Origin of the sequence: Massilia sp. YIM B02769, assembly GCF_030411995.1 — a bacterium.
Taxonomy (GTDB): Bacteria; Pseudomonadota; Gammaproteobacteria; order Burkholderiales; family Burkholderiaceae_D; genus Telluria.
Genome location: NZ_JASNRC010000007.1, coordinates 235,194 through 257,653, shown reverse-complemented (window position 1 = coordinate 257,653; position 22,460 = coordinate 235,194). Strand labels below are relative to the sequence as shown.

Annotated in this window: 19 protein-coding genes and 1 pseudogene; 8 read left to right on the top strand and 12 right to left on the bottom strand. The window is 60.1% G+C overall.

Annotated elements, in window-relative coordinates:
* Positions 1–162 precede the first annotated feature (162 nt).
* The 6 genes from QPK31_RS13440 to QPK31_RS13415 all read left to right on the top strand — a co-directional run bounded on the left by QPK31_RS13440 (position 163) and on the right by QPK31_RS13415 (position 8,219).
* Complete coding sequence (locus QPK31_RS13440) at positions 163–1,173, top strand: LacI family DNA-binding transcriptional regulator (RefSeq protein ID WP_290423436.1); 1,011 nt, start codon at positions 163–165, stop codon at positions 1,171–1,173.
* 504 nt (positions 1,174–1,677) lie between these two features.
* Positions 1,678–2,367: a hypothetical protein gene (locus QPK31_RS13435; protein ID WP_290423435.1), complete on the top strand. Its 690-nt coding sequence runs from the start codon at positions 1,678–1,680 to the stop codon at positions 2,365–2,367.
* Positions 2,368–2,971: 604 nt separating this feature from the next.
* Positions 2,972–3,607 carry a hypothetical protein gene (locus QPK31_RS13430; RefSeq protein ID WP_290423434.1) on the top strand — a complete coding sequence of 212 codons (636 nt, stop codon included), beginning with the start codon at positions 2,972–2,974 and terminating at the stop codon, positions 3,605–3,607.
* Positions 3,604–5,682 carry a Mu transposase C-terminal domain-containing protein gene (locus QPK31_RS13425; RefSeq protein ID WP_290423433.1) on the top strand — a complete coding sequence of 693 codons (2,079 nt, stop codon included), beginning with the start codon at positions 3,604–3,606 and terminating at the stop codon, positions 5,680–5,682. Before QPK31_RS13430 ends, QPK31_RS13425 begins: the two co-directional genes overlap by 4 nt.
* 9 nt (positions 5,683–5,691) lie before the next feature.
* Positions 5,692–6,681 carry an ATP-binding protein gene (locus QPK31_RS13420; RefSeq protein ID WP_290423432.1) on the top strand — a complete coding sequence of 330 codons (990 nt, stop codon included), beginning with the start codon at positions 5,692–5,694 and terminating at the stop codon, positions 6,679–6,681.
* Positions 6,678–8,219: a hypothetical protein gene (locus QPK31_RS13415; protein WP_290423431.1), complete on the top strand. Its 1,542-nt coding sequence runs from the start codon at positions 6,678–6,680 to the stop codon at positions 8,217–8,219. The genes QPK31_RS13420 and QPK31_RS13415 overlap by 4 nt, the downstream gene beginning before the upstream one ends.
* 200 nt (positions 8,220–8,419) lie before the next feature.
* Here QPK31_RS13415 and QPK31_RS13410 read toward each other — a convergent pair whose 3' ends face one another.
* Positions 8,420–9,289 carry a hypothetical protein gene (locus QPK31_RS13410; RefSeq protein ID WP_290423430.1) on the bottom strand — a complete coding sequence of 290 codons (870 nt, stop codon included), beginning with the start codon at positions 9,287–9,289 and terminating at the stop codon, positions 8,420–8,422.
* Between the two features lie 514 nt (positions 9,290–9,803).
* Between QPK31_RS13410 and QPK31_RS13405 the strand changes: the two genes are divergently transcribed.
* On the top strand, positions 9,804–10,049 hold the full coding sequence (locus QPK31_RS13405; protein ID WP_290423429.1) for a helix-turn-helix domain-containing protein: 246 nt from the start codon (positions 9,804–9,806) through the stop codon (positions 10,047–10,049).
* 49 nt (positions 10,050–10,098) lie between these two features.
* Here QPK31_RS13405 and QPK31_RS13400 read toward each other — a convergent pair whose 3' ends face one another.
* Complete coding sequence (locus QPK31_RS13400; RefSeq protein ID WP_290423428.1) at positions 10,099–11,295, bottom strand: tyrosine-type recombinase/integrase; 1,197 nt, start codon at positions 11,293–11,295, stop codon at positions 10,099–10,101.
* A 381-nt stretch (positions 11,296–11,676) separates the two neighbouring features.
* Between QPK31_RS13400 and QPK31_RS13395 the strand changes: the two are divergent.
* Positions 11,677–12,027, top strand: a pseudogene (locus QPK31_RS13395) (cation-transporting P-type ATPase); the annotation flags it as partial.
* Positions 12,028–12,075: 48 nt separating this feature from the next.
* On the opposite strand, the gene QPK31_RS13390 reads toward QPK31_RS13395, so the two are convergent.
* From QPK31_RS13390 to QPK31_RS13345, 10 genes are all read right to left on the bottom strand, one after another.
* Positions 12,076–12,672 carry an SIS domain-containing protein gene (locus QPK31_RS13390; RefSeq protein ID WP_290423427.1) on the bottom strand — a complete coding sequence of 199 codons (597 nt, stop codon included), beginning with the start codon at positions 12,670–12,672 and terminating at the stop codon, positions 12,076–12,078.
* A complete protein-coding gene (locus tag QPK31_RS13385) occupies positions 12,669–13,628 on the bottom strand; it encodes a cation diffusion facilitator family transporter (RefSeq protein ID WP_290423426.1) in 960 nt (319 codons plus the stop codon). Before QPK31_RS13385 ends, QPK31_RS13390 begins: the two co-directional genes overlap by 4 nt.
* A gap of 129 nt (positions 13,629–13,757) precedes the next feature.
* On the bottom strand, positions 13,758–13,943 hold the full coding sequence (locus tag QPK31_RS13380; protein ID WP_290423425.1) for a hypothetical protein: 186 nt from the start codon (positions 13,941–13,943) through the stop codon (positions 13,758–13,760).
* Positions 13,944–13,993: 50 nt separating this feature from the next.
* The gene (locus QPK31_RS13375; protein WP_290423424.1) at positions 13,994–14,587 is read right to left on the bottom strand and encodes a hypothetical protein; all 594 of its coding nucleotides are present in this window, start codon (positions 14,585–14,587) and stop codon (positions 13,994–13,996) included.
* A gap of 48 nt (positions 14,588–14,635) precedes the next feature.
* Positions 14,636–17,800: a CusA/CzcA family heavy metal efflux RND transporter gene (locus tag QPK31_RS13370; protein WP_290423423.1), complete on the bottom strand. Its 3,165-nt coding sequence runs from the start codon at positions 17,798–17,800 to the stop codon at positions 14,636–14,638.
* A 14-nt stretch (positions 17,801–17,814) separates the two neighbouring features.
* Positions 17,815–19,014 (bottom strand): efflux RND transporter periplasmic adaptor subunit, encoded by a 1,200-nt coding sequence (locus QPK31_RS13365; protein WP_290423422.1) that lies wholly within the window; start codon positions 19,012–19,014, stop codon positions 17,815–17,817.
* Between the two features lie 8 nt (positions 19,015–19,022).
* Positions 19,023–20,324, bottom strand: a complete 1,302-nt coding sequence (locus QPK31_RS13360; RefSeq protein WP_290423421.1) for a TolC family protein — start codon at positions 20,322–20,324, stop codon at positions 19,023–19,025.
* Between the two features lie 112 nt (positions 20,325–20,436).
* On the bottom strand, positions 20,437–20,805 hold the full coding sequence (locus QPK31_RS13355) for a hypothetical protein (protein WP_290423420.1): 369 nt from the start codon (positions 20,803–20,805) through the stop codon (positions 20,437–20,439).
* Between the two features lie 48 nt (positions 20,806–20,853).
* Positions 20,854–21,921, bottom strand: coding sequence for a cation transporter (locus QPK31_RS13350; protein WP_290423419.1), 1,068 nt, complete (start codon positions 21,919–21,921; stop codon positions 20,854–20,856).
* A gap of 102 nt (positions 21,922–22,023) precedes the next feature.
* Positions 22,024–22,428: a helix-turn-helix domain-containing protein gene (locus tag QPK31_RS13345; protein WP_290423418.1), complete on the bottom strand. Its 405-nt coding sequence runs from the start codon at positions 22,426–22,428 to the stop codon at positions 22,024–22,026.
* Positions 22,429–22,460 lie beyond the last annotated feature (32 nt).

Genomic DNA, 22,460 nt, shown 5'->3' with positions numbered 1-22,460 from the left:
TCGGCAGCGGTGCGAGTAACGCGTGAAAGCGTTTCATGGAACCGCCAGTCCGCCGGGTGGGCAGAACCCAGCCACGGCTGCCCGGCAAGCGTTGTAAAAAGGAGAATATCGCGTGTTACACTTCAGTCAACTAGCCGCCTGCGGCGCCACGATCCCGCCACGATGAAGAACGACGACAGCACCGCCACCCTGTACGAAGTCGCCAGCGCCGCCGGCGTGTCGCCGGCAACGGTGTCGCGTTTCCTGAACGGCACCGCCAAGGTGTCCGACGACAAGCGCAAGACCATCGAACGCGTCATCGACGAGCTCAACTACAAGCCGAACCGCCTGGCCCAGAGCCTGAAGATGGGCAGCACGCGCACCATCGGCGTCCTGACCCAGTCGCTGGAAAGCGGCTACTTCAGCCAGGCCATGATCGGCATCGAGGATGCCGTGAAAGCCTCGGGCTATGCGCTGCTCATCATGAGCGGGCACTGGCATGCCGACGAGGAAGCCGAGCGCGTCGAACTGCTGATCGGCCGCCGCGTCGACGGCGTCGCCATCCTCACCGGCAAGCTGAGCGACGAGCAGATCCTCGGCTATTCGCAGCGCGTGCCGATCGTCGCCTTCGGCCGCAAGCTCGAGGGCGAACGCCTGATGAGCCTGCGCCTGGACAACTACCAGGGCGCCTGCGACGCCGTCGCGCACCTGGTCGAGCAGGGCCACCGCCGCATCGCCTTCATCACCGGGCCGGAAGACCACGAGGATGCCCAGGCGCGCCTGGCCGGCTACCTCGACACCCTGGCGCGCCACAAGATCGCGCCCGATCCCGCACTGATCGTGCCGGGCGACTTCCAGGAATCGGGCGGCCTGCTGGCCGTGAACCAGCTGCTGGCCGAAAAGCAGCGCTTCACCGCCATCTTCGCCAGCAACGACCTGAGCGCCTACGGCGCGCGGCTGGCCCTGTACCGGCGCAGCATCCGTGTGCCGGACGACATCTCGATCGTCGGCTTCGACGATTTGCACAGCTCGATGTACACGACGCCGCCCCTGACCACCGTGCGCCAGCCGCTGTACGAGGTGGGGAAGGGCCTCGGGCGCATGATGCTGGGCATGCTGGGGCAGAAGCAGGTCGAGGTCGATGCCCCGCAGCTGGGCCTGATGATCAGGGAATCGGTGCGCCGTATTGCCTAGTACCGTCCGCTGCCAATGGGTTGGAAGAGGGAAGCGGGCCGCTGCTGGGCGAAGCGGGAATGCGGGCCCGTTGGAGAAGGAGGCGGATATTGCGCCGCGTGGCCATCGGGGTCGACAGCTCATGGCGAGAAGCAGGGCATGCGGGATGGGCGAGGCGGATGCCTGGTCGCAAAGAGCATCGCAGTCAGGTGCAGGCGCACGCGGGCCACGAACCCGCGTGCGCGTACGTCCAGCGACCGGAAAAAAGAGGCACGCCAAGTCCATCGCGCATGTATTGCGCGATCGCGCCGATGATCGACGTTCCCGAGATTTCCGTGCCGGCGCTGGGTTCAGGCGGTCCAATACGGACTCGACATTAGCAAATATATTGTCGAGTTGGATCCGGCATCGCACGCATGCCCGGGTAGGCGAGGTAGATGCTCCCTGCTTGCGACGCCTGAGTATAGCGTGGCGCGGGCCGGCCGTGGATAATCGCTATCTCACTCACCCGGCTGGTCTTTTCAATTGCACAACGAAGCCATACACGACGTGCTCTACACGCTGCACAAAGCGCGTCCGATTTCCGACGAAACACTCAGCAACGATTTTGAGAGGAAATGCAGACGCATCGCGATCTCCCTGCGCTGGGCGGTTGGCATCTGCTTTGTCACTATCCTCGTGCTTGCTGGATGGCCGCTGTTGCCCTGGGCGTTGCCAAGCCATCCGACCGTCGCCCTGGACTGGCTGTTACGCGCACTCACCGTGAGCGGCGTGCTGTGCGTCGCTGTCGACGTCTTGCCGCTGGCAAGAGACATCAGCCGCTTCGAGACCTACGCCTACCAGCAGCGGCAACTGGTCGCAGCCCACGATCTCGCGAACGCCGCCACACTGGCGAGTTTCACGCTCGCCGAGCTCGTCCTGGCCGAAAAGTGGCTGGGGCTGCGCATCGAGCGATCTCGCCTGCGGCTAGGGATCATGCTGGGTGGCTCCGACAAGGTGGCCATACTCGCAGTGGTCAGCGGCGCGTGGACCGCCTGGCACAATCTTCCGTCCAGCAGCGGCGCGGTCGACCAGTGGCTTTATTGGTGTCTGGGCGCGTTCATCGGCGGGTCGGGATTGGGCGGTATACTCGCCAACATCGCAATTGCAAGAATGGCGTACCAGCGCGATGTGTTGGCGCTTGCCATTTGCCAGAGCGCCCAGCTCAGCGCTTGATCATGCACCGATAGGGAATGCAATCGGCAGCCGCAATCGGTCGGCGTTTCGGAGGGCAGACTTCCTGGTCTCGACAGCATAGCTGGTGACGCTAGGAGTGGTCCTACGTCCAGTGAAGTAAAAGTGGTCACCCCATGAACACGCAAAGCATTGATTCGTCAGTGCTTTTTTTTCGCCTGTTTCAAAATTACTTCATACTCGAATGAAGTAATTTTGAAACTCGCCAATGAGTGCACACTGCTGCCGAACTTCCGCACGAGAAAACCAGTCTAGAGACTATCGCGGCAAGCTAAACCACTGAATATTTGGATAAATTCCTCCGAAGTGTCCCAATTTTACTTCGAACTTCGACGCATTGTCGACCTGTTGACAGATTTCTATTACGATATTTAAAAGTTAACTAGAACGAGGTGCAACATGATCGGTACAGGCATCGCGACGTTGGCGAATGAAAACAGGCTGGCGCCGCCACAGGCAGGGGCCGCTGGCGTGCTTCGGTCTGCACTTCTCTTGGCACAGCGGACAACGGAGTTTGACGGAGGCGTCGGAGGGCTTGTGCTGCCGGTCTGCTCGCGGGATCCGGGTCGTCAGCGAAAGGATGGTCATGGCACCTAACCCGCGCTTTGTACGTCCAGCGAGTAACGCCCGTAATTCGAAAGCCCATCGTTATGACGTGTTCGGTCCGAAGGTTAGCCGTGAACTTACAATTTTTGGCCGGCCCGCTTTGCTTGCGTGGACAAGTCTCGAAGCAGACCCAAGCGTCGAGACCTACTGCGAGAGGCCGCTAGTAATACCGGAAACGAGTCGTATTGTCGATTTCTGGGTTCGAAGGAAAGATAGCGAATGTTTTGTCATTCTGCTGAGACAATCCGAGCTGCCGGAAGAGGGCAAAATATCTCTGCCGAAGAAGGTGCAATCATGGCTCGACGCGAGTCGCACGCCGGTCGTACTCGTCGATCCTGCGGACGATGTGCGCCGCCTCGTACTACTGGAGAATTGGGGCTTGATTATCCGGGATCTTTCCGCGTTCGCCCGTTACGTTCCTCGGGCGCTTTCTGAAGAGGTCCATAAAGCGATAGAAGATGGCCTCGCTCTTGAGCAGCTCGAGCAAGACTTTGACGATCAGGACCCAGTGCTCGCCCGCGTTGCGCTCTTTTCTCTGCTACACCGAGGCCTGGCGCTTTGTCCGCAGCTTGAGCATTCTCCTCTCAATTCGTCAATGACGTTCACGCCTGCATGAAAAATCTTTCGTACGGCAAGTTGCGCTTCGATCGGGCGTCGATCCCGGATTTTCTTGCGGACCTGCAGACCTGGCCAAGTGTCGACCCATCCGCGTTGCGCGAAGAGGATCGGGCTCCTTTCAGAGCGCGCTGCGATGCGATAAAGGACTTTATCGAAGAGAAACACGTACCGGTCAACGCTATTTTGAAGAACACGGGGGTCTCGCGGTCCACCCTGTACCGGTTGATCGAGAAGTGCTGGCAAAAGCACGCGGACGGGAGAATTTATGGTTTTCGAGCCGTGATTCCATACGAACGGCTCGCGGATTATGAACGTCAGCAACGAGTCGACGGGGAACGGGAAGGATACAGCGGATGCGCAGGCGCCTTCGCACAGCTCCTCCGCGAACATCCTCCGATCGAAAAACTCTTGCTCAAGCGCGCCGTCGAACGAGTTCGGCCGATCAAGGGGCAGAAGAGGGCACGGCAAGTCCGGAAGCCGCTACGCGCGATCCACGACGAATTTATCAGAGCGTGCCGGGCCGAGAAGATCAAGTCCAACGAGTATCCATTTACTGAGCAGCGGCAGGGGTTTCGCACTATGCAGACCTACCTGAGAAAAATGAGCGCAAAAAAGTATCCAAACGCCGCAACCGACGCTGGAGGGCAGCGCACCGGTGCAGCACCAGGGGATGAGGAACAGGCACCGGCAGCCACCCGGCCGTTCCAAGTAATCGAATTCGACGGTCATAAGCTGGATCTGCGTCTTACCATTAGGCTCAAGGACCCACTTGGCTTCGAGCGAACTCTCGAGCTTCACCGTATCTGGATCCTTGTCCTGCTCGACGTACAATCCCGCGCCGTGCTTGGCTACTCCCTTGCGTTCGGCAAGGAGTATAACAAGGACGACGTCGCTGCCGCATTGCAGTCGGCGCTTACTCCTTTTGTCCCTCGGAAGTACACAATTCCTGACCTCGAAATCGACGAAGGGGGAGGCTTTCCTTCGGCCGTATTTCCCGTGACCGCTTACGCGTGCTGGGATTGGTTTCGCTTCGATGGAGCCAAGTCGCACTTGGCAGCTGCAACCCTTGAGCGCCTGACCCAGATTGTCGGCTGCTGGACCGAGAACGGGCCGGCAGGCGAGCCAGATGCGCGACCGTTCATTGAGCGCTTCTTCCAGCTCCTTTCCCGCCATTTTGCGCACCGTTTTCCAGGAACCTTGGGAAATGATCCTGAATCCATCGAAAAAGCATTGGGCGACCCGGGGGGCGATATCTCGTTACTGATTGAGTACGAGGAGCTGGAACAGCTTATTGAAGTGGTGATTGCTAACTATAACGGCAGTGGTCACGGCGGACTCCTGGGTGTGACACCGTTAGCAGCAATGCGCCACTGGTTGCGCCGCAAGCCGTGTTATCTCCGCAGCCTGCCGCGCTTTCTCCGGTCCAGCCTTTGCCTGCTTCAGGAAGCGCGGGTGGTGCCGGTGAAGGGTTCCTTAAAGACGGGGGTACGCCCGCACATTAATTTCTCCAATGTCCGATATACCAGCAAGGAGTTAGCCGGAAATGCTGGGCTCATCAATAAAAAAATCCGGATTTATTATGATGTGCGCGACATTCGTACCGTCAAGGCGTTTTTCGAAGATGGAACCGAGCTGGGCATTCTGACCGCTGCCCGGCCCTGGAATGCGACGCCGCATTCCTTACGCCTCCGGCAGCAAATTTTCCGCGAGATCGAGGAAGGCAAGCTCGTAGTAAAGGATGGCATGGACCCCATCGAAGCTTGGGAGAGAAAGAGGTGGAGCGAAGCGCGCACGAGCAAGCGAGCTGCAAATGCACTAGCGCAGGCACACGTCAACGGCAGACAGGTGATGCCGGCTGCAGAGCCGAATCCAGCCGAGCACCCTGAAGGTCCGGACAGCCCCGAAGGGGAAGGCTCGACTGCACCTCTCGCTCCCGCAGCGACTGAGGATTCGCCCACCGCTACACCGGCGACAGAGGCGCCCCTCGTTCCAGTACCAGAGCCAGCGCCCCCGGACGAGGTGCCCACGGCGCAACCCCGCGTGCTAAAAATTCGCCGCATTGTTACCTTTTAGGAGCGTTGGGTGAAAAACGACATCCGCCCCGTAAGCGTCGACGAACACCCGATGACGCTGAAGACGTACATTGTGCCTACCCCAACGATCGACGCGCTCGTCGAACGGGTGAAAAAACTGATCCGCCTCCGCACTCCCGGTGCGATCATTTACGGATTTCCTCGTTTTGGTAAGACCTACAGTATCCGGTACGTGATCAGCACGTTGCGGGTGGATTTTCCCAAGTCTGTCTTTATCAGTTTTGGCTGCGAGAAGAAAAAGACACCCTCTGAGGACGCGTTTTTCACTAACTTGCTCATTGGCGCAGGGCATAAGCACCTGGGCGGAACGAATCCCAGAAAACGCGTGCGCTTGATAGAGAAAATTTGCGAGATGGTAGACGGCTCTGGTTATAACTGGGTCGTCTTCTTTGCCGACGAGGCGCAGCGGCTCGATGTCATCGAATATGAATGGTTACGTGATGTGCACGATAGCCTCGAGCGCAAAGGAATCAGGATGCTGACCCTGTCAGTCGGCCAACCGCAACTGCTCAACGTCAAAAGCGCACTCCGCCAGAGCGGCCACACGCAGATCGTCCTGCGATTCATGATCACGGAAATGCGCTTTGACGGGTTGCGCTCACCAGACGATTTTGCCACGTGCCTCCAGGCGTACGACGAGGCAGAATATCCGCTGGGTAGTGGCTGGACATATACACGCTTTTTCTTTCCGGAGGCATGGTCGGCCGGCCTACGGCTTGTAGACCAGGCGGGGCAGCTTTGGGCTGCCTTTAACAGGGCGCACCGTCTTGCGGGATTCAACTTCGAGATGGAGGTGCCGATGCAGTACTTCGCGTACGCGGTTGAAATAGCATTCTCCGAAAAAATGGGATTGGATGGGCCGACCTTCGAATTTACTTCCGAGATTTGGGACGAGGCGGTACTTGAGGCAAGCTATGTCTTGGCTCAAGAGGAGTTGCATCATGGGAGCACGTCGGCGGATCTGGTGGAGGTCGAATGACGGTCCGAATCATTCTCGACACCGTGCGGCCACCAGAAACCAGCTGGTGTTGGCGCAATGACTGGTATAGCGGCATGTGCTCTGCGTATGCACTGGTTCTCAAATTCGGTATGTTAAACGCGGTTTCCGGAAAAGAGATCGCCAAAGCGTTCATTAGCAGGAAGTGTGGGATCAAGAGCGAAACCTGTGCGAACCCGAACGTGGATCTGCGCGACGCAAGACTTTTTGATATCGAAATAATGGCGGAGGCCTTTCGAATTCCGCCGAGAGAAGTGCGTGCCACATTCCTTTTTGAGCTGCTGCCTAAAAGCGGCACCAAATCGAGCGAACACTTGCGCTGGTGCGAAGCATGCATGGCCCGCGGATTTCATACGCCCATCTTCCAGATGACCCTTGTTTCCGCTTGTCCTATTCATCAGATGGCTTTGCGGACATTCTGTCGCTGGTGCGGGCAGTCCATACCGTATCGGCTGCGCCAGGATCTTCTGGCCATGCCGTTCTGTTGCCCCCATTGCAAGGCGGATATGGCACCCGGCCTGCGCGACGCACGCGCGAGCGTCCTGGTGCCACGCCCGCGTGAGCGCATCGCGCTTGGGGAGACCGTGGCATTTCTTCGGCTTGAAGAGGAAACCGTGCTTGCCAAGATGGAGATGGAACGCCGGGTGCAGCAATACGGACAGGGCGAACTGATCTTCTCGAGGCCCAGCGCGGACGGCCGGATGTCGCGCTATATCGGGTTTGTATCGCAAGTAATCGATCATCTGCGCTTTGCCAAAGTGAAGGCTCAGGCCACACTAGCGATGGAAGCGTTGGAACGAGCGGAGCGAGGAATGCCGGCGGCGGCGCACCCGGACGATGAAGATCCGGCTCTACAATACCCGTCCTGGGGGAATCAGATCGAACACATGAGTAACAGCGAGACCGTCGGGGAGCCGCGCGGAGAAGCTGAGATGCGGTCGGTTACCACGGTGTACCAGGCGGTCCGCCGCCATCTGTGGAAGCATGTCATTCGGCGACACAGGCGTTGCGTGATCGCTGCGGCGCGCCACCTGTGGTGGCGGACGGACGAGGAGACCACTGCGAGCTTTTGCCCGGTCGCCGAGGCGTACATCAGATGGCGGATGTCGTGGGAGGGATGCGGGACACCGCGTTACCTGTTCGGGGCGCCCCGGCGTGCGTTTTACGGGGTGCTTGGATGGGTTTCGTCTCGACCCTCACCATGCCCGAGTCATTGGTCTCGTCCGACGCAGCATTGGGTGATCGATCACATTTTCGCAAACGCCTGCGTGGAAAGCTTCCGTGAGCGGCTTGCCGATGCAATGGAAAACGATGCCAAAGGCACCATTCACTGGAAAGGCGCATTCCGTCCGGTGCGCTACGACACATACTGGGCCGTGACCGGCTCGGATGTGCAGGGAGACCCGACCGTCGTTTACCTTCGCTGCCCAATGCCGCACCCGGCTGCGGCCTATGGTTTGCCAGGAGGGCGGCAACATCGAAAAACCCACTTGGCTCAGCTGGCGACTATTGTGCGATAGGCAGTCACAAGGAACTACGTTTTCCGCTGTACGGTACACGCAACCGCGTCTGCTATTCGAGATAGGAGGCAGCCGCGATCATCCTTGGTGCGTCGTCCGGATGATGTGTCCGCCGGGTCCAATTCCCTGGGACTTACTGAGACCGACAGCTCCGCGGCAAGGTGTTTTTCGAAAGCCAAACCTGACCCACGGTCGGCAGCTCATCTATCATTCAACCGATGGGCAAACTCCACATGAGGCCCCACCGACTGGCCAGTCAGCATCTCGAACGACGTGTTTCCATCCCCAAGCACCTTATCGAAGAGGATGCTGCTCATCCACGATTCCGTAAGCGGCGCAGGCCGCTGCCATGGCCGTATTGCCTTGTTGTTGCCTAAACGGTAATCAAAGTAGCGCCGCAGGTTTCCAGGAATCATATTGTAGACATGCTGGCGCGCGTAAGTCTTTTCTTGCGCAAGAGCTGCCATATCCTTCAACACATAAAAAATCACGTTCCACACTTGCCCGATGGAGTAGTGCGTCAGGAAGTCGTGAACGACGGCCGCGACTTTTGGAGAATAGATATCGGGCTGGAAGAAACGGTACCGTTCACACTGTTTGAGGAAGTACCGGCGGCACTCGCTCTCGGCGACCATGAACCAGAGCTGTTCAACGGCGTCCGGCTCGGGGTCGTCGAGGCGCGTAAGCAGTAGGGAAAAGACCTCCTTCATGGAGCGCCCGGATGCATCGGGAGCCAGTACCCAACCGACACTTTCGAAAGAAAAGTTGATGGCTCCGTCCTCATCGCGGATCGTGAATACCCGAGGGTCGGAGGCAGGGTCGGGAGAAATGATCCTGTCTTCGTATAGCGTCTTATAGACACGCTGCGACAGGTCCGGTGTCGGCCCCAGTTCTCCTGGCTGCGAGTCCATTGAGGCTAGCCGGTTACCCTCCCATCCGGCATTGGCAGCGACCAGCGCACTGTACAGGAAAAACGACTGCACATAACTCAGTTCTGAGTACTCAATAGGGGAGGCGTCTGTCTGGACACGCGACAGAGCCTGCGTTATCCGAGCAGTGTGCTGCGCCAAGACGATTTCATTGGCCCTCCTGTCCGTAGCGAGCGCAGCCGCCGCACAGGATCCGCACCGGTTCACGCCCCGGTAGTAAGCGGAGCCGATAGGCCTGCGACTAGATGGCGAATACTGGCTTCTATTCCGTACCTCCAGCGGAACACCGCATCCGGCACAGGGGAAATGACGTAAGTAGGCGCGGCAACTCGACTTCAGAATCTCAAGCATTTTGGGTTGGCTGATTCCCGATTCATGCAGGATCGCGTCGAATTTCTCAGTCCATGCGCCCTCAGTAACAGCCCAGTACCTGAGGCACAAGGTTTGATGAAGAGGATCATCGGTGAGGAAACAGAGGAAAGGAATGCTGGTTGACATCGTTAAAGAATGGAGCAAGGAAGGTGTGCGCCGGCCATCAGGCAGTAGCGAAGCTACTCGAATTGCAGGCCCGCGCAACACGCAAAATGATGACTATAGTCCGAAGACGAAATGATACAGCAAGGACATGATTTCTCCTACGTAACGGGAGAAATCATTGGATCCAGGGCTGGCGTTTGGAAAAGTTTTGCGTGTAGTGCGGAAGAAAGCGGGCCTGACCCAAGAACAGCTGGGTCACGCTGCAGAGGTTGACCGAACATTCGTCAGCCTGATGGAGCGCGGCGAGCGACAGCCGACGGTGCGTGTGCTATTCAAGCTCGCTGCCGCCTTGCAGGTGACGCCGGCGCGACTGATCCAGCTCACCCAGGACATGGCGGAGCAGGACTTAGCCGGTAGCCCATGATCGTTACGAGGTCCCGCGCACCCGGCAACGGTATCACGACAATATACGGCTACCAGCCGATCCGGTGTTTTTCTTCCGTTTCAGCATGGCGGGCGTCGTCGGACGAATGCAGGTAAGTGTTCGTTGTGCTAATCGACTCGTGGCCCAGGTTATCGCGAACGTGGCGGAGGTCGACATCGTTGTTCGCCATATGCGACCCCGCGGTATGGCGCAGCCAGTGCGCTGACGCCTGGGTTACGCGGGCGGCGGCAGGTGCGTGTTCAGGACCTCGCTGACGGAGTCGATCCGCGGTTTTGGCGAACAGCGCCTTGAAGATCTCATGTACGCCACCGCGCGACATCGGTCGAGGGTTTCCGCCTATCGGTAGGAGTAGTGGCGTCGCTTCTCCAGGAACGGGGTACGGCTGAAGGCCCAACTCACGTCGGTAACGGGCCAACTCGACCATTAGCTCGTCGGTCGCCGGCACGATGCGCAATTTGTCGCCTTTGCCGAGCACTTCCAGCCACCAGCGCTCTTCGCCGTCGCGGTCGCGGCGCCGGAAAAAGCCTCCCATGCTGTTGCTGGTGATTTCAGAGATACGCAACCCACAGACGTAACAGAGCGAGACCAGCCAGCGTAGCCGCAAATAGTGTTCGCGCTCACGCGGCGTCTCCCGCGGCAGCGTGTCTACGGTCATTTTTACTTCATTCCACAGCTCGTCGTCGAGATAGCGAGAAATTCTTGGCGCAGATCGCCGTCGGCGCTCACGCGACAGAGCAAGAGGATTACCGGCTAGATAGCCTGCGTTGACGAGCCACGAAAAGAGGGTATTCAGGATAACCGCCGCCTGACGCTGGCTCGACGCCGACAGCGGCCCGGCAAACGGCCGCCACCCCGGATCTGTCCGCGGGAATTTTCGACCTTCTGCGGCGATCCAGCGAGTCGCGGGCGTCGGGTTCCGCAGAAACAGCTGGTACTCGAGCCAATCCTCGTGGGTCAGTGAAGAAAGTGGTTTGCCCAGTTGGAGCGTGCACCAAAGCAGCAGGCGCTCGGCCTCCTTGCGATAGTTGTCGAAGGTGGTCCGCTTTTCCAGAAAACGGGCCAGCCAGGCCTTGATCGCGTCGATGTCATTATTTGCTCGTATCTGGGATGTGCCGGCGCGTGCGCGGTTGGTCCCCTGGGAGCCGTCGAGCTGCCCGGGAATGGTGATGATCTCGAGAGGAGCGACCACGGCTGGCGACGGGATGACGGAATTTGAAGGGGGCATGACGAATGTTAGTTAATACAGCCGCTTGTGGCCACTGTCGGAATTGCGCTCAACGCAGACGACCCTGATCCTACCCGAAGCCAAGCGACAGCCTGGATTGTATGCCGGGATTTCGTGCGCAGACCAGGGCTTCGCGAGCGGCGTCTGAACCGGCAGGGTCGAAGGGCCACATCGAGCACGTGCACGGGTCGTCCAGTCCTTGCCTCCAAGCCGAGTCAGCGCTTCGAGCATGGGCGAGGGATATTTGCTTCCTTGACCATGCTGTTCGATACCGGACCGAACAAGGCACTCAGGACTAGATGTTGTCCGTAAGTACCGCTAACTGTTCCAACTTTGAGCTCTGACTGCGACCGAGCAATGTACTTAAGGTTGCTTACGAGCGGGATGGTAGGCGACGGGATCAACGACGCGCCGGCGTTGGCCAAGGCGAATATCGGCTTCGCCATGGGGGCGGCCGGCACGGATACGGCGATTGAAACAGCCGACGTCGCGCTCATGGATGACGACCTGCGCAAGATCCCTCAGTTCATCCGATTGAGCAGGCAGGCCAGTGCCATCTTGAAGCAAAACATCGTTACCGCCCTTTCAATCAAGGCGGTGTTCCTGGGACTGGCGATTGCGGGATCGGCCACCCTGTGGATGGCAGTGTTTGCGGACATGGGCGCGAGCCTGCTGGTGGTCTTCAATGGACTGCGGCTGCTCAAGTTCAGTGGAGCACGCGGCGGGACGTAAGCAGGCGCGTCCGCTTCCAGACGCCTATTCTGGGACCTTGTCGGCGGCTTACTTGTTGACTGGGTAGTTCGCCGGCTGCAAAGCGCGCTCGACCAACTCGATCAGGATATGGATGACCTTGATATGCAGCTCCTGCACCCGGTCCGCGTATCGGCCCGCACTTGTACAGATGCATACGTCGGCATTCTGTTCGAGCTGCGACCCTGACCGCCCAGTCAGGCCGATCACCTTCATTCCGCGCGCACGGGCAGCCTGGGCAGCCAACACGACTGATGGGCTGCTGCCGCTCGTGCTGATTGCGAACAGGACGTCGCCATCGCCGCCGTTACCCTGGACGAAGCGGGCAAACACCTGGTCGTAGCCGTAGTCGTTGGCCACACAGCTGATATAGCTCGGGTCGCTGATGGCCACGGCTGCCATCGCTGGGCGATCCTCGCGGAATCGCCCCGACAGCTCTTCGGCCAAATGCATCGCATCGCACATCGAGCCACCGTTTCCGCACGAGATGACGCGGCGTCCGCTGCGCAATGCGTCGATCAACAGGGAGGCGCCGGCCTGAATATTGCCGAGTTGGGTATCATCGCTGATGAGGCGGTCGAGCGCGTCGCGTGCCTCGACGAGGTTGGCCCTGATATGGTCGATCATCGCTTTTCTCCTTCGTGCTCGTCGTGGTCGGCGTGCTCGTGTGCCAGCGTAGGCCCGAAGCTGTGCTCTTCAGCCGCCTGTTCACAGGGCGTCGTTTCGATCTGGATGGTGCTGTGATGGATATCGTACTCGCGCGCCACGAGTTCGCGGATCGCCATCAGCAGAGCTTGCGGGTCTGCGACAGCAGTACCCTGAACGACGTGCACGGTCAGGCTGGCTTTTCCGCTGGTGATCGACCATACATGCAGGTCGTGAACGCTGGCCACGCCCGGCACTCGCGCAATTGCATCCTTGACGTCGGCAATGCCCAGTCCCTCTGGCACCCCCTCGAGCAGCACGTTCATGCTTGCCTTGAGCAGCGTCCAAGTACGTGGCAGCACCCACAGCCCGATCGCAACGGCAATCACCGAATCGACCCAGGTCCAGCCGGTGTAGCGAATAACGAGCGCACCAATGATCACGCCAATCGAACCGAGCATGTCGCTCCAGACTTCCAGATAGGCGCCCTTGACGTTCAGGCTGCTGTCCTTGCCGCTCGAGAGCAGGCGCATGCTAACGAGGTTCACGACCAGGCCGAAAGCGGCAACCATCAGCATCGTTCCCGACTGAATTTCCGGTGGATTGTGCAGTCGCTGGTAAGCCTCGTAAAGGATGTAGATCGCCACCGCGAACAGCAGCATGGCGTTGAAAGCGGCCGCCAGGATCTCGAAGCGGTAGTACCCGAATGTCCGGTTGCTGTCTGCCGGGCGTTTGCCGATGCGGATTGCGGCCAGTGAAATTGCCAGCGCCGCGCTGTCGGTAAACATGTGCGCTGCATCCGAGATTAGCGCCAGGCTGTTGGTAAGGATGCCGCCGATAATTTCAGCGATGAGGAAGGCGGTCGTAAGGCCGAGGGCAATCCAGAGTGGTCGTTCGTTCTGGCCCGGCTGTGCTGCATGTGAATGTCCTGAACCCATTGTTTTCCCCTTATATAGTAATTACGGTTGTGCTGACAAATTAGAGAAGCGAGACCCTCGCGGAGAGTTCGGCACGCTTCCTGCCGCTCGCCCGCGATACGGACGGGCGCCAAGGACGCCGGAGGATTGCTATTTTTTCTTCGCGCTGCGTGCTGAGCCCTTCCTTTTCTTCTTGTTTGCCGGATTGTTGCGGTCCTTGTATTTGAGCCAACCGAAAAACACCATCATCAGGCCAAAGAAAATCAGGCTGCTGATTCCAACTACTTCGATGAGCTGACCACGTATCGGATCGGGCAGCTGTTGTTGTAGTTTCATTGTTCGTCTCCTTGCGATTGCGTTCAACGCTTTGTCTCTCTAGCAGCGAATCAGTCCAGAATCCGGCCAAGATGGAGCACGGTACGTGCGCACAGCATCAGTACGATGCTCAGCCCGGCAAGTGCGTCCAGCTTTCCTGCCTCAACGCCCAGTGGGCTGAACGCGACACAAAACGCCAGCACGGCCGGCGCTCCGGACAGCATTGCATCGACCGCGCGCCCTCTACGTCCAGGACCGCCAGGCCGCAAAGCCAGCGCAGCGGTAGTCGTAGCGGCCAGCGCTCCCGGTATCGCGAAGCCTGCTATTGCCAGGGCATTGAGCGGCTCCGCGTGAAACATGCCGTGTGCGCCCATGGCGGTAACGCATATAGCCAGTGGCAGGCAACATGCCCAAACGAAGAGCTGGACAAGTGAACACAGTGCGTCGCCCGACCTGATTCGGGATTGCCCTGCATCCTTGTTGTCAAATAGCAGGCGGAAACCGAGGCTTGCTGCGTGATGCGAGGCAGCTCCCATGAGGACGACGCTTTCCAGAACGACTCCTCCAGTCATGCAGCTCAGGAGCGCCGTTCCGTGCGCAGCAAGGTCCAGCCCGAAAAGCCGGCGTGTGCCTGGTGACCTCCGACCTGGGGTGTCTTCACGCATTTCATCCTCCTCAGCCGGGCCGCAAGGATTTCTCGCGGCCCGGCAGTCTCAATGCACGAGGACCTTCACCGGCTCCGCTGGTACTTCATCGCTGTCTTTGCGATGAGCAAGCCGGTAAAGGAGGGGAAGGACGAGCAGCGTCAGCGCCGTCGAGGAAAGAATGCCCCCAATCACAACGGTGGCCAATGGCCGCTGCACTTCGGCCCCGGTGCCGGTGGCGATCGCCATCGGCACGAAGCCAAGGGACGCCACCAGGGCCGTCATCAGCACTGGCCGCAGCCGCGTCAAGGCTCCGTGCGTGATGGCCCGGTCCAGTCCGATGCCTTCTTCGCGCAAGGTGCGGATATAGGAAATCATCACCAGGCCATTCAGCACCGCGACACCCGACAGGGCGATGAAGCCGACCGCCGCCGAGATGGACATTGGAATACCACGCAGGGCGAGGGCAATGACGCCGCCCGTCAGGGCGAAGGGGATACCCGTAAAGACCAGCAGCCCGTCCTTCACGTTGTTGAACATCATGAACAGCAGCGTGAACACGATGAACAGGGCGAGCGGTACCACCAGCTGGAGCCGGGTCGTGGCCGACTGCAGTTGCTGGTAAGTACCGCCCCAGCTCGTCCAGTAGCCCGCCGGCACCTTGACATCCCTGGCGATTGCCGCGGCTGCCTCAGGTACGAACGAGCCGATATCGCGTCCGCGCACGTTTGCGCTCACGACAACGCGTCGCTTGCCGTTCTCCCGGCTGATCTGGTTCGGGCCAGGCGCGAATTCGAGCGAAGCAACCTCGCCCAGGGGGATATAGGTCGTCGCGCCGCCGTCCTTGGCGGGCAGGGAGATCGGCAGCTGCCTGAGCGCGTCGAGATCGGTCCGTAGCGTTTCGGGCAAACGAACGACGATGTCGAAGCGGCGGTCGCCCTCGAACATGGTGCCGGCTTCGCGACCGCCGGTTGCGATGGCGAGGGCTTCCTGAACGTCGCCGATGTTCAGACCATAGCGCGCAGTCTTCTCGCGGTCGATGTTAACGGTCAACATAGGCAGGCCGCCCGTTTGCTCGACCTTTACTTCGGCCGCGCCAGGGATGCGCTGCAGTACCTCGGCTATTTCCTTGCCCGTCGATGCAAGCACGTCCATGTCGTCGCCAAAGACCTTGACGGCAACGTCACTGCGCACGCCGGAGATCAGTTCATTGAACCGCAACTGGATCGGTTGCGAGAACTCGTAGGAATTACCCGCGTATTTCTCGGCCTCTTCCTGGATCGCCGCGATCAGTTCGTCGCGGCTCTTCTTCGGTGCTGGCCATTGCGCTTCAGGCTTGAGCATGATGTAGCCGTCCGAGATGTTCGGCGGCATCGGGTCCGATGCGATCTCGGCAGTGCCGGTGCGGGCAAACACTCTGTCGATCTCCGGGAACTTCGCTTTCAGGCCGGCTTCCACCTTTTTCTGCATTTCCACGGACTGACTCAGGCTGGTGCCAGGAATGCGCAACGACTGCAACGCCAGGTCGCCTTCGTTCAGGCTCGGGATGAACTCGCTGCCCAGCCGCGTGACCAGTAACCCCGACAGGACGACGAGGACGACCGCGCTCGTGATAACCAGTGCCGCGTTGCGCATGACTTTTTCGAGCATCGGCGCATAAGCTTGCTTGGCCATGCCCATGAGCCTGTTTTCCTTCTCGGTGACGCGCTTGCCGATAAACAGGGCCACCGCGGCGGGGATGAAGGTGATCGACAGGATCATGGCGCCGACCAGGGCCGCAACCACGGCGAAGGCCATCGGGTGGAACATTTTTCCTTCGACACCCGACAGCGCGAAGATCGGCAGGTACACAACCATGATGATGAGCTGGCCGAAGAGCAGCGGTCGCCGTGCTTCCCGGGCAGCGGCGAACACTTCATGGAAGCGCTCGGCGAGGGTCAGGTCACGCTTGTGGTGCTCCTGCGCATGTGCGAGGCGCCGCACGCAGTTCTCGACGATCACCACCGCGCCATCGATGATGATGCCGAAGTCGAGGGCGCCCAGGCTCATCAGGTTCGCGCTGACCTTGTACGACACCATGCCCGTGAAGGTGAACAGCATCGCCAGGGGGATGACCATCGCCGTGATGATCGCCGCGCGGATGTTGCCGAGGAAGAGGAACAGGATGACGATCACCAGTACCGCACCCTCGAGCAGGTTCTTCTTGACGGTATTGATGGCCTTGTCGACCAGTACCGTCCGGTCGTACACCGGCACCGCCTTGACGCCTTTGGGCAGCGAACGATTCACCTCGACCATCTTGGCGGCAACGGCCTGCGACACGGCGCGGCTGTTCTCGCCGATCAGCATGAATACCGTGCCGAGCACGACCTCTTTGCCGTTTTCGGTCGCGGCGCCGGTACGCAGTTCGCGCCCGATGTCGACGGTCGCCACGTCGCGCACGCGGATTGCAACACCCTTGACGTTGCTGAGGACCGTGTTGCGGATATCGTCGAGGGTACGCACCTGGCCCGGTGCGCGGATCAGGAACTGCTCGCCACGGCGCTCGATATAGCCGGCGCCGACGTTGTTATTGTTGCGGTCGATCGCGCCGACGACGTCGGACAGCGACAGGCCGTAGGAGCTGAGCTTGGCCGGATCGGGTGCGATCAGGTATTCCTTCTCGAAGCCGCCGATCGAATTGATTTCGGTGACGCCGGGTACCTGGCGCAACTGCGGCTTGATGATCCAGTCCTGGACTTCGCGCAAGTCGGTCGGGGTGTACGGTGTGCCATCGGGCTTTTTCGCGCCCGGCTCGCTTTCGACCGTCCAGAGGTAGATCTCGCCCAAGCCGGTAGAGATCGGGCCCATCATCGGCACCACACCGCTCGGCAGGTTTTCCCGTGCTTCCTGGATCCGCTGGTTGACCAGCTGGCGTGCAAAGTGGATGTCGGTGCCATCCTTGAAGATGACGGTCACCTGCGACAGGCCATAGCGGGACAGCGACCGGGTTTCTTCCAGGCCGGGGAGGCCCGCCATGACCGTTTCGATCGGGAATGTCACGCGCTGCTCGGCTTCCAGCGGCGAATAGCCGGCGGCCGACGTGTTGATCTGGACCTGGACGTTGGTGATGTCGGGCACCGCGTCGATAGGCAGTTTCTGGTAGTTGTAGATGCCGATGGCGGCCATCGCGACGACGCCCAGCATGACAAGCCATCGATGCTCGATGGCGAAGCGGATAATTCGTTCAAACATGGCAGGTTCCTCGATCAGTGTTCGTGCTCGGCACTGCTTTTGCCTTGCTCGGCTTTCACAACGAAGCTGCCCGTTGCAACGTATTGCGCTCCTGCGCTCAGCCCGGCGACGATCTCGACGTTCTTGCCGTCGCTCGCGCCCAGCGTGACTGGCTGGGCCTGGAAGCCCTTCTGCACTTTCGTGAAGACGACGGTTTTGCCTTCAATGGTCTGGACGGCATCGGCCGCGACCGCAACGGCGGCCTCCTTCGTGCCGCGCACAAGGGCGACGTTCACGAACAGTCCTGGGCGCCAGGCAAGACCCGGGTTATCGATGACGACACGTGCGCTCGCGGTCCTGGTCTGTTCGCCCAGCAGGCTACCCACATAGCTGACCTTGCCGGTGACCGATGCGCTGCCGGCAGCGGATTTGATTGTGACCGGCTGGCCGACGCGGACCGATTCCAGGTCCTTTGCCGTCACCACAATTTCCACCCAGACGGTCGACAGGTCGGACACCAGGAAGGCATTCGCGTCTTCCTTCACCGCTTCGCCCTGCGACAGGTGTTTTTCGACCACGACGCCGTTGAAGGGCGAGCGCAGGACATAGCGGTTCACGGCGCCCCCGTTGATTTCGGCACCGATGGCCGTCAATTTCGACCTGGCCGACTGCGCCTCGATCTGCGCTTCACGGTAGGCCTGCTCGGCTTGCAGGTAGTCCTGCTGCGCCGAGATCCTGTCTTCCCACAGCTTCTTCTCGCGTTCGTAGGTGGTGCGCGCCAGTCCGAGGCGCTTGTCCGCGGCGAGGGCGGTACTGCGCAGTTCTGCCAGGTCGGGGCTTGCGATGATGGCCAGTGGCTGGCCCTTCTTCACCTCCTGGCCGAGCGAGGCGGAGACCGATTCGACCACGCCCGCCACCCGGGGAACGATATGCGCGGTGCGGTCTTCGTTGAAGCGCACTTCGCCCGGCAGCGTGACGGCGGTATCGATGCGCGCCGGAGCGGCCTGCGCCACGGCAATGCCCGCGCCTTGAACTTGCTGCGGCGTCATCTCGATCAGGCCGGGAGGCTCGTCGGCATGCTCTTCCTTGCCTCCCGACTTTTCGGCGGTTTCCTCTGCGTGTTCGCTTTCACCCTGCGCCGCTGGCGCGTCCTTTTTCCAGAAAAGAATGGCGAGCGCGAGCACGAGACCCAGGCCAATCACGGCGGCGATGGAAAAGAGGGATTTCTTGTTCATAGTCGACTTCATGGGGCAATCCTGTTGTTGAGGTCGGCGCCTGCGTCTGGTGCGGCATAGCGGCCAAGGTCGGCGACGGCGCGGTAGCGGTCGTACAGTGCCTGGATGTATTGGGTGCGGATCTGCAGCAGCGTGCGCTGGGCGTCGAGCACGTCGAGAAACCCGAACTTGCCGGCTTCAAAGCCGATGACCGCAGAGTCGAACACGCGCTGCGCTGCCGGCAGGATGTTCTCGCGCATGCTGCGCACCTGCTCGCGCGACAACTGGGCGCGCTGGTACGCGTTGGTCAGCCCCTGGTGCAGGCGCAGGCGCTCGGCCTCCAGTTCGGCGCGTGCCTTCTCGGCGCGACCGAGCGAGGCCTGCAGGCTGCCCTGGTTGCGGTTGAACAAGGGCAGCGGGACCGACAGGCCGACCACGGTCTGCGAACGCCCGATCTCGTCGTCCTTTTTGTTGCCGACGATAAGCGTGAGGTCGGGCATACGCTGGGCACGATCGACGCCGACCTGAGCTTCCTCGCGCTGGACCTGCAAGTTCGCGCGCCGTAGCTGCGGCGAGGTGGCCAGCCGCTGTTCCAGTTCGGCCAGCGCAGGCGTTGGTGCCAGGTCGAGCTCGGGGACGATCAGGGTAAGGTTTGCCTGACCAGTTTCGCCCCAATAGGCGGACAAGGTGTGCATGGCAATCGCCAGGTCGCTCTGCGCCTGGGCCAGCTCGAGCCGCGCCGATGCCTGTGCCACGCCGGCGCGATCCTGCTCGACAGGCGAAACCCGTCCGGCCGTGACGCGCTTTTCGGCCGCCACTGTTGCTTTCGCTGCGACGTCGAGCGAGGTCTGGGCGATGCGCACGCGCTCCTGTGCACCCAGGGCATCGAAATAGGCCGTTGTGACGTCGGCGCGCAGATCGGTACGGGCCACGCTGAGGTTGCCTGCCGCAAGACTGCGTTCGCGTTCGGCCAGGTTGATACGCGCCGAGCGCTTTCCTCCGAGTTCGAGCACTTGGCTGAGCTGCACGGTCTGGGTGCGGGTACCGCGTTGCGTTCCTTCACGGACAAAGGACACTTCGGGATTCGGGAACAGGCCCGCCTGGCGGCGCATGCCGTCGGCGATCGCAACATCGAGCGCGGCCGCGCGCAGGCTTGGGTTGGCCGCCAGTGCCTTTGCGATGGCTTCATCGAGCGTCAGCGGCGGGCCTGCGACGGGTGCTTGCTGCTGTGTTGCCACAGGAGACAACGGCTGCGCTGTCACCTGCGCAGCACTCGGCAACGCCTGTGCAAATAGCACGGACGCCCCGAGGACGAAATACTTGGGATGCATGAATAACTCCGGTTATTGAAAACGAAGGCTATTCAGCAGCGAGACGTATCGGGATGGCCTTCTCAGGCCCGCCCGCACAATGATGAGTGGATGTATACGATCTGCCGCCGAATCAGACGGCGGAGATCCATTGAGGCCGCTCGGGACGAGCGGAGTATAAGGAGGAGTATTGAAGCTGGAGCGCCGGCGGCGCCAGACGGACCGGCTCAATAATCACTTGCGCAACAGGAAGTCCTTCAAACGAAAGCGTCGCGTGAGCACAGGAAGCGCAGTGCGAGTGCATTGCGACTTTCTTGTTGGAACCCGTCGGCTTGTCCTTCTCAGCGGAGGCGAGCTTGTGCGAGTCGGCCTCCGACGAATGATGACCGAAATGCTGGGCGGCACGGCCCGACTCGTGCTGACAATAAGCAGCAACCACACTCCAACTGAGCTGAAGAGCGAGGATCGTCAGGACTAGGTAGATGAAGCGTCGGGCGGTCATGAAGAAAAGTATAGCACGTGGGATCGTTTGTCTTATGCGCTCATATCCTTACTTCAGCTTCAGGATGCGACGTGCGCCCGAAAGTACGATCACGCCAATCACCGTGCCGACAATCAAATCGGGATAAGGCGATCCGGTCCAGGTGACGAGTGCGCCGGCAGCAATCACGCCGATGTTTGCAATAACGTCATTCGCCGAGAAAATATAACTTGCCTTCATGTGCGCCCCGCGGTCGCGTTTCTTTGCGATCAACACCAGGCAAGCCACATTCGCAACCAGGGCTACCGCGCCAACGCCCATCATCAGGCCCGATTCCGGTTCGCTTCCGAAGAAGGCCCGGCGTACCACTTCACTGAGGGCGCCCAGCGCGAGCACGAGCTGCAGCCAGCCGGCCAGGTGTGCTGCGTGCGTCTTCATCGCCGCAGCCCTGCCCACTGCGTACAGGGCCAGGCCGTACACAGCGGCGTCCGCAAACATGTCCAATGAATCAGCGACCAAACCGGTCGATTCTGCGACCAGCCCCCAGATCAGCTCGACCACGAACATGATGCCGTTGATAGCTAGCAGCAACCAGAGCGTCTTCGCCTCCGATGCGTCGCCGGCCTTGTCTTGACTGGCTTCTTCATGGGACGAATCCAGTTGCGACCCGATCAGATGGGCACCAAGCTTCAGCGGGCCAAGTTTCTGCAAGATCGGATCGACTTCCCCCATATGCGCAACATGGAGCTGCCGCTGGGAAAGGTCAAAGTTCAAGGAATGAATGCCGCCGACATCCGCCAGTGCCATGCGGATCATGTTTTCCTCGGAAGGGCAGTCCATCTTGGGAATCCCGAGCGTACTCAGCGTACGTTTGCTGTCGACTTTCGGCCTGGCTGGACGGGATCCGCGCAATTCGACACCCAGCCGCAAGGGCTGCAGCACCTGCACGAGGGCGTCCGCTTTGCCGTCGTGGAGCACAGTCACCGTGCGGGTGTTGAGGTCGAAGGCAATGTTGTCGATGCCCGAAACTTTGCCTAAGGCCATCCGAATCAAATTCTCTTCGGACGGGCAGTCCATCTTCGAGACAAATAGTTCGGTTTCGAGGCGGGCTGCCGTAGCGGTTTGGTCTTGTGTCATGACGATGAGCCTAGGATCGGAATTGTTCGAAGGATAAAGCTTCAACCCGCTTCAAGGTCAAGCGTGTTCGCCACGTCAGAACCGTCCAGCCGGAGGAATAATCTATTGCTGAGGTGACAGGGCGCCGATGATGCCGCAATCGGAAACTCGGCCGCCCTGGCATGAAATGAGCAGACGGGACAGGTGTTCTTTCAGTGAGTTGAGGTCTCTGATCTTCTGCTCGACTTCTGCAAGATGCTGCTCGGTCAGCGCAGTCACTGCACAGCAGTCGCCATCGCGGCTATCGGAAAAGGCCAACAGACTGCGTACCTGATCGATCGTGAAGCCGATTTCCCGGGCACGGCGAACGAAGCTCAGGCGGGCCACATCCTCGCTGCCGTACAGCCGATAGTTACTGCCGGTCCGCGATGGAGAATCGAGCAACCCGATTTTTTCGTAATAGCGAATCGTCGGCGCAGGGGTCTGCGCCGCGGCGGACAGCTGACCTATCGTAAAAGTGCGTGACATATGCTTGACCTTAAAGTGACTTCAAGGTTTAT